3 protein-coding genes, 2 tRNA genes, 2 rRNA genes and 1 pseudogene are annotated in these 13,623 nt (G+C 59.4%); all 8 read right to left on the bottom strand.

Annotated features, from left to right (window positions below; all coding sequences use genetic code 11):
* Window positions 1–34: 34 nt before the first annotated feature.
* A pseudogene (locus JOE39_RS23005) lies at window positions 35–439 on the bottom strand (NUDIX domain-containing protein).
* A 107-nt stretch (window positions 440–546) separates the two neighbouring features.
* Window positions 547–2,640 carry an exodeoxyribonuclease V subunit alpha gene (gene recD, locus JOE39_RS23000; protein WP_017279575.1) on the bottom strand — a complete coding sequence of 698 codons (2,094 nt, stop codon included), beginning with the start codon at window positions 2,638–2,640 and terminating at the stop codon, window positions 547–549.
* On the bottom strand, window positions 2,637–6,329 hold the full coding sequence (recB, locus tag JOE39_RS22995) for an exodeoxyribonuclease V subunit beta (protein WP_210078239.1): 3,693 nt from the start codon (window positions 6,327–6,329) through the stop codon (window positions 2,637–2,639). The genes recD and recB overlap by 4 nt, the downstream gene beginning before the upstream one ends.
* The gene (gene recC / locus JOE39_RS22990; protein ID WP_210078241.1) at window positions 6,326–9,799 is read right to left on the bottom strand and encodes an exodeoxyribonuclease V subunit gamma; all 3,474 of its coding nucleotides are present in this window, start codon (window positions 9,797–9,799) and stop codon (window positions 6,326–6,328) included. Before recC ends, recB begins: the two co-directional genes overlap by 4 nt.
* A gap of 194 nt (window positions 9,800–9,993) precedes the next feature.
* Window positions 9,994–10,109, bottom strand: a 5S ribosomal RNA gene (gene rrf, locus JOE39_RS22985).
* A gap of 158 nt (window positions 10,110–10,267) precedes the next feature.
* Window positions 10,268–13,160 (bottom strand): 23S ribosomal RNA (locus JOE39_RS22980).
* Window positions 13,161–13,402: 242 nt separating this feature from the next.
* Window positions 13,403–13,478 (bottom strand) — tRNA-Ala (locus JOE39_RS22975).
* A 54-nt stretch (window positions 13,479–13,532) separates the two neighbouring features.
* Window positions 13,533–13,609: transfer RNA gene (locus JOE39_RS22970), tRNA-Ile, on the bottom strand.
* Between the last annotated feature and the right edge of the window lie 14 nt (window positions 13,610–13,623).

Here is a 13,623-nt window from a genome sequence, read left to right as displayed (position 1 = left end):
CGGCACCTAAAGAAGAGCTGCCCCATACCCAGACTCAAGTAACGGTCTCCCTGAGAAAGCTCAAGGCATCCTTGAAAATATGGTGCCATCTGTCAAACGGCTCACTCATCAGCGGATGCCAGAAGAATCTGAAATCGTGTCCTCCATCATCCTCTGCAAAATGCACCCAGCTATCGGGAAGGTCTTGAGCCACCTCACATTCATGAAATGCCCAGATATGTCCCGTTATGGTGGAGTGCTACTCACCCAGGTTTCGCTTTGCTGTCGCTTGAATCCCGGCCTCCTCCATTAACTCCCGCACAGCAGCCGCGCCACTTGACTCGCCTGGTTCCACACTGCCCTTGACCAATTGCAGGCCAGCCAACGGATGCTCAAATGCCAGAATCTCCAGCACTCCCCGGTCACGCAGAACCACAACACACGCTTTATCCGCCGCCATGCAGTTACACCCTGGCCTTTTCAATTGACCCTTGAACCCGGTTAAAGAGCATAGGGGTTATGACGCTCGACTTCGTACCTGGAAATCGCCAGACAGCCCGGACATGATCAAAGCCCCAACATCAGCCCACTCAGACGTTTGACCTTGCGGCGCAGGGCTTCTTCGAAGATGCCCTGGCGCGGTTCGATCAGGCTGAACCAGTGCTTGGCGCGGGTGATGCCGGTGTAGATGAGCTCCTTGGTCAGTACCGGGTTGAGCGCTTCGGGCAGGATCAGGGCGGTGTGGGCGAATTCCGAGCCCTGGGATTTGTGTACGGTCATGGCGTACACGGTTTCGACCTCGTTGAGGCGGCTGGGCAGGACGAAGCGTACGCCTTCGCTGCCGTCGTTGCGGGGGAAGGCGACGCGCAGTACCTGTTTGCCCTCGCCGTCGCGCTCGGGCAGGCGCAAGGTGATGCCGATGTCGCCGTTCATCAGGCCGAGGCCATAGTCGTTGTGGGTCATCAGCACCGGGCGACCTTCATACCATTGCTGTTCGCTTTCGATCAGCTTCGCGCTGAACAGCGCGTGAGTGATGCGCTGGTTCAAACCCTCGACGCCCCAAGGGCCTTTGCGTACGGCACACAGCAGTTGAAAGGCGTCGAAGGCGCTGAGTACCGAGCGCGCCCAACGCGTCCAGCACTCATCGTCCAGTGCCGAATTATCGGCGGGCCGCTCGGCGGCGAGTACGTTCAGGTAATCCCGGTAACCCTGCGGGCCTTGCTCGCCCCTGCCAAGACCGTCGAGCACCAGGCGTTCGAACTTGAGGTCCTGCTCGCCTTTGAGTGCCAGGGCGAACAGGTCGTCGTGACTGCCCGCCGACAGCAGCGCGCGGGCCTGTTGGTCCTGTTGCTGGTTGACCAGCCGGGCCAGTTGGCCGATGCCGCTGCCTTGGCCGAAACGACGCGAGTGGCGCAGCATCACCACTTGCTGGGCCAACGGATGCTGCTGCGCATCGCCCTGGCGCAAACCGCCCTTGCCGAGGTCTTCGCCGCTGACGGCTTCCAGCCAGGCCTGGGTGTCGGGGCTGTAGAAACCTTCTTCGGCGTCGCGGCACAAATCCCCGAGGACCGCCCCCGCTTCAACGGAGGCCAACTGGTCCTTGTCACCCAGCAGAACCATGCGTGCATGCGGCGGCAGTGCGTCGAGCAGATTGGCCATCATTTCTAGGTCGATCATGGACGCTTCATCAACCACCAGCACGTCGAGCGGCAGCAAATTGCCCGCGTGGTGGCGGAAGTGGCGGGTACCGGGCCGACTGCCCAGCAGACGGTGGACGGTGGTCACTTCGCTGGGGATTTTCTGTCGTACGTCGTCACTGACATCCAGGCTCTGCACCTGTTGACTGATGGACTCGGTCAGACGTGCCGCCGCCTTGCCGGTGGGCGCCGCGAGCCGGATGCGCAGCGGTTGGCCACTCTGTACCGCCGGGGCCTGCAACAAGGCCAGCAGGCGTACCACCGTGGTGGTTTTGCCGGTGCCGGGGCCGCCGGTGATGATGCTGAAGCCCTTGCGGGTCGCCAGCGCGCAGGCAAGTTTCTGCCAGTCGATGACGGCTTGTGGCGAGGGATCGGCCGGACCGAACAGCGCGTCGAGCTGCTGCGGCAGCCCCCCCGGCGGCGTTTCACGCTGGGCCAGGCGCTGACGCAAGGCTGCTGCGATACGCCGTTCGTAAGTCCAGTAGCGACGCAGGTATAGACGCCGCTCGGCCAGCACCAGTGGTTTTTGTCGCGCTTCGGCACTTGAATCGCCCACCTCGGCAACCAGCATGCTGTCTGCCAGCGCCTGGCACCAGGCGGCGCCATCCAGTGCTGCCAGCAGTTGTGAGGGCAGCAGCATCGGCGCGCTCTGCTGATCGCCTTCGGGTGGCAGTGACAGGGCGAAGTCCGGTTCTTTGAGGGTCTCGTACAGATCAAGGCAAACGTGACCGTGGCCGAGCTGATGGCTGGTAAGCGCCGCAGCCACCAGCACCAACGGATCGGCCTGCGGATCGAGATCACTGAGGAACGCGACGAACGCCTTGTCCAGAGCACGCAACCAGCCGCGCTCGACCCAACGTTCGAGCAGGATCAGCAGATCGCTGACACGCGTCAGCGGGCTCAACTCCGCGAGGCTGATATCGTCCAGCGCGGTAGGCAACAGATCATCGAACGAGCGGCTCATGCCAATGCTCCCGGCAGGTCATGCGCTATCGGTTTGCCCTGAAACACCAGGTCCAGACTCTCGATCAGCTCACGTGGCGGACGGGTGAAATACGCTCCCTGAGAGGCCGAACGACTGCCGCGCAGAAAAAGGTACAGAGCGCCGCCCATGTGCTGGTCGTAATCGTAGTCGGCCATCCGCGTCTTGAGCTGACGGTGCAGAGCCAGCAGGTAGAGGACGTATTGCAGGTCATAGCGGTTGTCGAGAATGGCGGTTTCCATCGCCAGCTGGGTGTACGCACTGTCGTCACTGCCCAGCCAGTTGGACTTGTAGTCCGCCACGTAATACCGGCCCTCATGTTCGAACGTCAGGTCGATAAAGCCCTTGAACATGCCGTTGAGCGAGACCGTCTCGGTCGCAGCACGCGGCGCGTTGTCGTGGGTGAAGCGGCGCACGAGGGCGTCCATCTGCGCGACGTTGACGTTATTGCTGGCGAACCAGAATTCCATTTCCACACGGTACTGATTGGGCTGATCCAGTTCGCCCAGGGCCACCGGTGCGGCATCAGGCGACAAGCGCAGCGGCATGTTCAGCATGTGTTGCAGCCAATCGCTCAGGGTATTGATCCAGCCTGCCCAACCGCGTCGATTGCAGCGCCGGGCGACGGCGTCCTGCAGTTTCTCCGGCGCGTGCGCGGTCATCGCAAACCCTTCGTTGCCAGCCCACTCGAGCAGCCCGTGCAGAAAGGTGCCGGGATTGGGGCCACGCGGAAAACGATGGATATCGCCGCCGCTGGTCAGGATGTCGCGCGGGGCTTCGGGGTCCAGACGCTCGTCGTCGAACAGTTTCTGTGCCTGCGGGCTGTCAGGCGATTCATCGGCACCGGCCGTTACCGTGTCGCCGATACGCAGGGCACTGTAGGACGCAATCCACCAGTTCTCGGCAGCGCGGCGTTTGGGCACCAGCAGCTTGACCAGCGCCGCTTCGTTGCGCGGCGCACTGAAGCGCTCGTCGGTGGGCTCCGGAACAGGCTGCAAGGCAATCGCCTCACACCCCTGGGCCAGATCACGCAGCCAGACGTTCAACTCCGCCGACTCGGCCAGCACTGCGCCACCGCCCAGCAGGTAACCCAGTGCGGAGCGGTGCAGCATGGAGGTGTTGGCATTGCCACGCTTGAGGTCGGCGACGCCCAGCCAGCAGGCATGTTCCGATCGGGTGAGTGCGACGTAGAGCAAACGCAGGTCTTCGGCCAGACGCTCATCATCGGCTTGCTGAATCAGCGCCTCGGTAGGCTGCAGGCTGATCTGGGACTTGCCGTCGGCGTCATGAAACTGAAGAGGCAAGCGGCTGCCGTCCACCGGTTTCGACGAGCAAATGAACGGCAGGAACACCAGCGGGTACTGCAGGCCCTTGGACTTGTGGATGGTGACCACCTTGACCAGTTGCTCGTCGCTTTCCAGACGCAGGATCTGCTCTTCCCCGGCCTGACCGGAGAGTGCCAGGTGGTCGCCCAGATGACGGATCAGCGCCTGCTCGCCATCCAGTTCGGCGGCGGCCTGCTGCAGCAGTTCCGACAGGTGCAGCAGGTTGGTGAGTACTCGCTCGCCGTCGTTGCGGGTCATCAAGGTTTGTGGCAGAGCAAAGTCATGCAGCAGACGGCGCAGCATCGGCAGCACGCCCTGGCTGCGCCATATGGCGCGATAGCCACGAAACTGCATGACGCGCCGCTCCCATGCCAGCTCGTCCTGATTCAGGCGTTCCAGCTCGGCCAGCGGCAGGTCCAGCGTGATACACGCCAGCGCGGCACGCAGCGTGCGTTCGGAGTCCGGCTCGGCACAGGCCTTGAGCCAGGACAGCATGTCGTGGGCTTCCTGAGCGGCGAACACCGAATCCTTGTCGGACAGGTACACGCTGCGCACACCACGCGCGGTCAGTTGTTGACGCACCGCCTGCGCTTCCTTGCCGTCGCGGACCAGAATCGCAATGTCGGCCGGACGCAGCCCGCGCAGTGTGTTGTCGGGCGTGACGAAACCGGCACTGCCCTGCTGACCGGCATTGAGCAGACGCACGATCTCGCTCGCGCAACTGGCTGCCAACTGCTGACGATAAACCACGCCGGACACCGGCTGGTCACTTTGCAGGTGCCAGACCGTCAGCGCCGTCAGGGGTGTACCGTCGACGTGCAGCGTCTCTTTACGGCCTTGGGCCAGCGCATCGGAGAACGGCACCTGATTGCCGTGCTCATCACGAAACAGGAACGCACCGCGACCTTGCTCACGTTGCTCTGCGCGCGTGAAAACGTGGTTGACCGACTCGACCATCGCATGGCTGGAGCGGTAGTTGGTGTCCAGTGTATGCCAACGGCCATCGGTCGCCTGGCGGGCACGCAGGTAGGTGTAGATATCGGCGCCGCGAAACGCATAGATCGCCTGTTTCGGGTCGCCAATCAAGAACAGCCCGGTCTGCTCATCGTTGGCCTCGAGACGATAGATGCTGTCGAAGATCCGGTACTGGACCGGATCGGTGTCCTGGAATTCGTCGATCAACGCCACCGGAAACTGCTCGCGAATCAGGGTGGCCAGACGCTCGCCGCCGGCGCCATGCAGGGCGGCGTCGAGCCTGAGCAGCATGTCATCAAAGCCCATCTCGGCGCGGCGACGCTTCTCTTCTTCAAAGCGCGCGCTGACCCACTGCGCCGCATGCTGCAACACGGCAGCATCGGGTTTTGGCAAGCCGTCGAGCGCCGCCTTCAGCTGCGCCATGGCCTCGAAGGCCGGGTGCACAGGTGGCTCGCTCTTCCAGGCTTCGGCAATGCCTTCGGGGGTCAGACGAGTGAAACCGGTGCCCAGATCCAGCGCTTCCTGTGTGTCGTCAGCGGCCCAGGCGGCAAGCTTTTCAAACCAGGGTTTGAAGTAGCGTTCCTGCATCTTGCGGCCGTCGACTGCCTTGCGGGCGACCGCGTCCTGACACAGCGCATACAACTCGTCGGACCAAACGGCCCACGGCGCTTTCAGCGCGGCAAGCGCTGCCCGGCGCTCTTGCAATGACGCCGCGATCAGTTCGGCCGGTTCCTGGATGAGTGGACTGCGCTCGCGGCCGAACAGACCTCGCACACGCGGCAACAACGCCGCCGGACCGCTGAGGTTTTCCCGCACCCAGAGCAGTGCGTCGCCGCTCATGGGGTAGCAGAAGCGGCGCCAGTAATCGCGCAGGACTTCGCCGAGCAAATCGCTATGGTCGGTTTCCAGCGTCTGGGTGAACAGGCTGCCGCTGTCGAAGGCGTGCTCGCGCAACATGCGCTGGCACCAACTGTGGATGGTCGAGACCGCGGCCTCGTCCATCCACTGTGCGGCGATGTCCAGACGGCTGGCGCAGGCTGGCCATAGCGACGCTTCGAACTGTTCACGCAGGTCGGCAATCAGGCCATCGGGGGCGGCGATCTCGTCACGGAAGAAGCGCGCAGCCTCCGCCAGCCGGGTACGAATTCTGTCGCGCAACTCTTTGGTCGCGGCGTCGGTGAAGGTCACCACAAGGATCTGCGGCGGCAGCAGTTCGCGACCAAAGCCGGACTGTTCGGTGCCGTGGCCAAGCACCAGACGCAAGTACAGGGCGGAGATGGTAAAGGTCTTGCCAGTGCCGGCGCTGGCCTCGATCAGCTGACTGCCGCGCAGTGGAAAGCGCAGCGCGAGAGGAAGGGATTGCTCGCTCATGCGCCGCCCTCCCCGCCGGACAACGACTGCCAGGGCGCATCGTAAATCGGTTTGTAGAGCGTCTCGCACCAGCCTGCGAATTCTTCACTGCCCATCAGTGCGTCAAAGTCGGGAAACTGCCGAGCCAGTGCCGTGCTTTCGCGGCGCTCGCCATCGGTAGTCTGTCCGTCACCTTCGTAGGCTTTGCGGGCAGCCGCTTCGGCTTTGTCGGCAGGCTGGCCCAACCAGGCGAAGGCGGTTTTGACCGCCACCGGAAGGGGTTCTTGCATGCCGTGCAGCCAGGCCGTCAGCAAATGATTGAGCGTGGTGACGGCACTCGCCTTGTCCAGCGGCTCCAGCATCAGGGTTTCATCACTGGCGACCAGTGCCGTGCTCAACGGCAGATCGCAGGCGCACGCCACCAGATGATTGACCCAAGGCCGAATCAGCCGGTGCCATTTGCGGGTCTTTTTCGAGCCGATGCTGTTGGGAATGGCGGTGACCAGCAACAGCTCGCCACGGGCATTACGGTGCAATCCGCCCAGCCAGCCGTCGATGCTGACACCCGCATGACTGAAGCTGATCGGTAGAGCGCTGCTCAGGGTCTCGGGCCAGAGGGTCAACAGATCGTGGTAGCGCCTGAGTACGTCCGGCAGCGGTTCGATCAGCTCGCTCTGCATCAAGGTGCCGAAACCTGCGAGCGGCAGCAGGCCACTGGCTTGCAGTTTCAGCGATTGAGTCTGCAGAGCAGCATCCATGTTGTCCGGCGAGGACATGCCAGCGCCAAGCAGGCTTTCACTCAGGCCATAGCGCTCAAGGGCATCGAGCACGAACGGTTCTTCGTCGGCGAGCGGCGCTTCAGCGACTTCGAAATAAATCTTCAGGCGCTGGCTGAAAAAATGCTTTACCGGATTTCTCAGGAAATCCTGTAGCTGCGCAATGGACAGCGGTTCTTCCTGTTCATGAGCGGGCAGTTCTTGAGGCACGGGCACCTGAAGGTCGGTTTCATGCAGCAGTCGCCATTCGCGGGCGAAGCTGAAATAACCTGTGCCTGCGTGGAAATAATTGGCGCTGAAGGGTTGCAAGGGGTGATTCACAGTCAGGGCCTTCAGCAAGCGCTCATCATCCTGTTTAACGTCCGGGTCGGTCTCGCCGGCCAGCTTCCAGCCGCTGGCGAGGTGATCGCGCAACTGTCCGATGAGTACCGAAGCAGGACGCTCACTGTTGTCACGAATGCTGTGGCCAACCCAACTGACATACAGCTGGTCCCTGGCCGAGAGCAAGGCTTCCAGCAACAGGTAACGATCGTCTTCACGCCGGGAACGGTCGCCGGGGCGGTAATCGCTGCCCATCAGGTCGAAATCCAGCGGCGGTTGCGCGCGCGGGTAATCGCCGTCGTTCATGCCCAACAGGCAGACCACTTTGAACGGAATGGCGCGCATCGGCATCAGCGTGCAGAAGTTGACCGAGCCCGCGAGAAAACGCTGGGACAGGCGCCCTTGATCGAGCCCGGCCAGCCAGGCCTCACGCACAACGGTCAGCGGCAGCTCATCGGTCAGCCTTACCGTTGCACAGGTTTCCAGCCAGTTCTCGCGCAGTGTTTCCAACTGGGCCAGCAGGTAATCATCATGCTCGCTGTCGGCGAGGAAGAACAACTGCAGCAGCGATTGCAGGCGAGCCCCCCACGCTTCCGGAGTGGTGGGTGTCGACAACTCTGTGTGGGCGACCTGAAGGGCGTCAATCAGCGCGACCAGCGGACCGATCAACGCTGCATCAAGCCCGCCGATCTCATCGTAAGGTTCGATGCCGTCGTAAGCCGCACCGGCGCCCACGGCGTAACCCAGCAACATACGACGCAGGCCGAAATGCCAGCTGTTCTGCTCAAGGGCATCCGGCAGCCCCAGACCAGCACGCTGCTGGGCATTAAGGCCCCAACGAATGCCTGCGCCTTCTATCCAGCGATGCAGCGTTGGCAGGTCACGCTCCTGAATCCTGAAGCGTGCTCGCAAGGCTGGAACGTCCAGCAGATCAAGAATCTCGCTGACCGGGAAACGGCTGTCCGGGAGTTTGAGCAGGTGCTCGACAGCGATCAGCAACGGCTCGCGGCCGCGCTGGCCCTGGTCAGCCAGCGTAAAGGGGATGAAGCGACGATCTTCGCGCTCGATCTGCCCGAATACCGCACGTATGTGTGGAGCATAGCTGTCGATATCCGGGACCATGACAATCACGTCACGCGGACGCAGGCCAGGGTCTTTGCTGAATCTCGCCAGTAGCTGGTCATGCAGCACTTCCACTTCGCGCTGCGCGCTGTGGGCCGCATGGAAGCGGATCGAGCGGTCCTCGAGAGGATCGACTGCCGGCCAGAGCTCACGGGTTTCATCCAGCGGACGCAGCTCGAGAATATCGTCCTGCAACTGGTTCAGCAGTGTGGTGGGCTGCGCTTCACTGAACAGATCAATGCGCTCGTCCTTGAACGAGGAACGGTAGCTGCGTGGGTCATCATGGCTGTCCAGCAGGTTGATGTAATCACGTCCCTGCTTGCCCCAGGCCGCGAGCAATGGGTGAGCGTGCTGATGCAGCGCTTGCGGGTCGAGGACCATCGGCATTCCGCTCTTGCGCGCCTGGCGTTTGTACTGGTGACGCAGCAGGTCCTTGTCGGCGACGATATCGGTCCAGTGGTGACGGCACGGATTGTGGACACAGAGCAGAACCTGACTGAATCTGGCCAGCCCTGCCAACGCCTCGAGCGCTTGTGCCGGCAGTGACGAAATGCCGAAAACGATGACCCGTGCCGGTAAGCCCGGTGGCGCTTCTGTCATATTGCCGATGCGCTCGATGAAGCGCTGATGCACGCCCGCGCGGCTCTGCGACATCCCTTCAGCCCCGACGTCGTCCAGCAACGCGCGCCACAGTTCGGCTTGCCAGCAGTTGGCAGCTGACAATGGTCTGGACTGACCTCGTACATCGCGCAATTGATGACGGCCAGCGGCCCAGTCTTCCAGCCAGTCAGCGCGGTAAACCTGATATTGGTCGAACAGATCGGACAGGCGCTCGGACAGTTGATAGCGCTTACGCAGATCCGTGTCGTCGGTCAGGAAGCGCTGCAGGGGCTCGAAGTGTGGCTGATTGATCAGCGACGGCAGCAAGCGCATCAAGCGCCAGGTCAAAGGGGTCTTGTCGAGCAAGGACGTCTGGGGGATCTCATCCGCCCCCAGCACCATGCGATACAGCGTCCACATGAAACTGCCGGGCAACTGGACGTCGATGGCGGCAGCGATACCACAGCCACCGTTATCTTCATCCTGAGCATCTTCGGCCAAGGCCAGCTTCAGCCATTGCGCAATGCCGTTGCTCTGCACCAGAGCAATCTCGTTTTCCAGGGGCGCCAATGGATATCGCCGCATCCAGGACACAACCAGACTGCGCAGTTCATCAGGGCGGTTGCCTTGAACCACCATGAAGCCTGCACTCAGAGAGGTTGTAACGGACATGCTTGCTTCCTTGACGGGTGCGTGGAACCTGATGCCGAACCATAAGGGCAAGCGCGCCGGATTGCCATAAGCACGTGGGTCTGGATGACTGCCGGAGAGGTGGAGTTATGAGTTCAGGAGGATGCAGAGGTTTCTGGAACCCCAGACAAACAAAAACCCTCAACGCATAAGCGATGAGGGTTTCTGGAATTTAATCTTGACGATGACCTACTCTCACATGGGGAAACCCCACACTACCATCGGCGATACATCGTTTCACTACTGAGTTCGGGATGGGATCAGGTGGTTCCAATGTTCTATGGTCGTCAAGAAATTCGGGTACCGAATCGTGCCCTGCGGCGCGCTTCAGCAAATCGGGTATGTGATAGCAAGCTGGTTCAGGTGTCGTTCGTGACGCAAACTTTCGGTTCGTGTCATCTTCACAGTCACCGCAATCTGGTCGTTCGACGCAAATTGCTTGGGTGTTATATGGTCAAGCCTCACGGGCAATTAGTATTGGTTAGCTCAACGCCTCACAGCGCTTACACACCCAACCTATCAACGTCGTAGTCTTCGACGGCCCTTTAGGGAACTCAAGGTTCCAGTGAGATCTCATCTTGAGGCAAGTTTCCCGCTTAGATGCTTTCAGCGGTTATCTTTTCCGAACATAGCTACCCGGCAATGCCACTGGCGTGACAACCGGAACACCAGAGGTTCGTCCACTCCGGTCCTCTCGTACTAGGAGCAGCCCCTCTCAAATCTCAAACGTCCACGGCAGATAGGGACCGAACTGTCTCACGACGTTCTAAACCCAGCTCGCGTACCACTTTAAATGGCGAACAGCCATACCCTTGGGACCGGCTTCAGCCCCAGGATGTGATGAGCCGACATCGAGGTGCCAAACACCGCCGTCGATATGAACTCTTGGGCGGTATCAGCCTGTTATCCCCGGAGTACCTTTTATCCGTTGAGCGATGGCCCTTCCATACAGAACCACCGGATCACTAAGACCTACTTTCGTACCTGCTCGACGTGTCTGTCTCGCAGTCAAGCGCGCTTTTGCCTTTATACTCTACGACCGATTTCCGACCGGTCTGAGCGCACCTTCGTACTCCTCCGTTACTCTTTAGGAGGAGACCGCCCCAGTCAAACTACCCACCATACACTGTCCTCGATCCGGATAACGGACCTGAGTTAGAACCTCAAAGTTGCCAGGGTGGTATTTCAAGGTTGGCTCCACGCAGACTGGCGTCCACGCTTCAAAGCCTCCCACCTATCCTACACAAGCAAATTCAAAGTCCAGTGCAAAGCTATAGTAAAGGTTCACGGGGTCTTTCCGTCTAGCCGCGGATACACTGCATCTTCACAGCGATTTCAATTTCACTGAGTCTCGGGTGGAGACAGCGCCGCCATCGTTACGCCATTCGTGCAGGTCGGAACTTACCCGACAAGGAATTTCGCTACCTTAGGACCGTTATAGTTACGGCCGCCGTTTACCGGGGCTTCGATCAAGAGCTTCGCTTGCGCTAACCCCATCAATTAACCTTCCGGCACCGGGCAGGCGTCACACCCTATACGTCCACTTTCGTGTTTGCAGAGTGCTGTGTTTTTAATAAACAGTCGCAGCGGCCTGGTATCTTCGACCGGCAGGGGCTTACGCAGTAAATGCTTCACCTCCACCGGCGCACCTTCTCCCGAAGTTACGGTGCCATTTTGCCTAGTTCCTTCACCCGAGTTCTCTCAAGCGCCTTGGTATTCTCTACCCAACCACCTGTGTCGGTTTGGGGTACGGTTCCTGGTTACCTGAAGCTTAGAAGCTTTTCTTGGAAGCATGGCATCAACCACTTCGTGTTCTAAAAGAACACTCGTCATCAGCTCTCGGCCTTAAGATCCCGGATTTACCTAAGATCTCAGCCTACCACCTTAAACCTGGACAACCAACGCCAGGCTGGCCTAGCCTTCTCCGTCCCTCCATCGCAATAACCAGAAGTACAGGAATATTAACCTGTTTTCCATCGACTACGCTTTTCAGCCTCGCCTTAGGGACCGACTAACCCTGCGTCGATTAACGTTGCGCAGGAAACCTTGGTCTTTCGGCGTGGGTGTTTTTCACACCCATTGTCGTTACTCATGTCAGCATTCGCACTTCTGATACCTCCAGCAAGCTTCTCAACTCACCTTCACAGGCTTACAGAACGCTCCTCTACCGCATCATCAAAAGATGATACCCGTAGCTTCGGTGCATGGTTTGAGCCCCGTTACATCTTCCGCGCAGGCCGACTCGACTAGTGAGCTATTACGCTTTCTTTAAAGGGTGGCTGCTTCTAAGCCAACCTCCTAGCTGTCTAAGCCTTCCCACATCGTTTCCCACTTAACCATGACTTTGGGACCTTAGCTGACGGTCTGGGTTGTTTCCCTTTTCACGACGGACGTTAGCACCCGCCGTGTGTCTCCCATGCTCGGCACTTGTAGGTATTCGGAGTTTGCATCGGTTTGGTAAGTCGGGATGACCCCCTAGCCGAAACAGTGCTCTACCCCCTACAGTGATACATGAGGCGCTACCTAAATAGCTTTCGAGGAGAACCAGCTATCTCCGAGCTTGATTAGCCTTTCACTCCGATCCACAGGTCATCCGCTAACTTTTCAACGGTAGTCGGTTCGGTCCTCCAGTTAGTGTTACCCAACCTTCAACCTGCCCATGGATAGATCGCCCGGTTTCGGGTCTATTCCCAGCGACTAGACGCCCTATTAAGACTCGCTTTCGCTACGCCTCCCCTATTCGGTTAAGCTCGCCACTGAAAATAAGTCGCTGACCCATTATACAAAAGGTACGCAGTCACCCAACAAGTGGGCTCCCACTGCTTGTACGCATACGGTTTCAGGATCTATTTCACTCCGCTCTCCGCGGTTCTTTTCGCCTTTCCCTCACGGTACTGGTTCACTATCGGTCAGTCAGTAGTATTTAGCCTTGGAGGATGGTCCCCCCATATTCAGACAAGGTTTCTCGTGCCCCGTCCTACTCGATTTCATTGCAAAGGGATTTTCGCGTACGGGGCTATCACCCACTATGGCCGTCCTTTCCAGAACGTTCCGCTAATCTCAATACAACTTAAGGGCTGGTCCCCGTTCGCTCGCCACTACTAAGGGAATCTCGGTTGATTTCTTTTCCTCAGGGTACTTAGATGTTTCAGTTCCCCTGGTTCGCCTCTTGCACCTATGTATTCAGTACAAGATAACCATCTTATGATGGCTGGGTTCCCCCATTCAGACATCTCCGGATCACAGTCTGTTTGCCGACTCCCCGAAGCTTTTCGCAGGCTACCACGTCTTTCATCGCCTCTGACTGCCAAGGCATCCACCGTATGCGCTTCTTCACTTGACCATATAACCCCAAGCAATCTGGTTATACTGTGAAGACGACATTCGCCGAAAGTTTGCATTTCACAAACTTTACCTTAGCCCGGACACACACCAGTGAAAGAGGTGCCCGGTCTATATTTCTTTCTATCACATACCCAAATTTTTAAAGAACGATCTAATCAAAGACTAGAAATCAACATTCAGGCACCCCTTGTCTTGCGGGGTGGAATGCTCATTTCTAAGCTTTCAAACAGAAGCAGTAAGTGGTGGAGCCAAGCGGGATCGAACCGCTGACCTCCTGCGTGCAAGGCAGGCGCTCTCCCAGCTGAGCTATGGCCCCGTATTTCTACATACCGTGGAGGCGTCTCTCTGACCAGCTATCTCACCAGTAAACTGGTGGGTCTGGGCAGATTCGAACTGCCGACCTCACCCTTATCAGGGGTGCGCTCTAACCAACTGAGCTACAGACCCGAACTCGGGCGCTG

The organism is Pseudomonas sp. PvP100 (assembly GCF_017833055.1).
In the GTDB taxonomy this organism is placed as follows: domain Bacteria; phylum Pseudomonadota; class Gammaproteobacteria; order Pseudomonadales; family Pseudomonadaceae; genus Aquipseudomonas; species Aquipseudomonas syringae.
The sequence above is the reverse complement of the archived record's forward strand: the minus strand, read 5'-3'. Positions and strand labels throughout refer to the sequence as shown.

Coding starts and splice junctions, on each gene's coding strand:
- recD (WP_017279575.1), bottom strand. CDS start 2,640: ATGAGCCGCTCGTTCGATGATCTGTTGCCTACCGCGCTGGACGATATC.
- recB (WP_210078239.1), bottom strand. CDS start 6,329: ATGAGCGAGCAATCCCTTCCTCTCGCGCTGCGCTTTCCACTGCGCGGC.
- recC (WP_210078241.1), bottom strand. CDS start 9,799: ATGTCCGTTACAACCTCTCTGAGTGCAGGCTTCATGGTGGTTCAAGGC.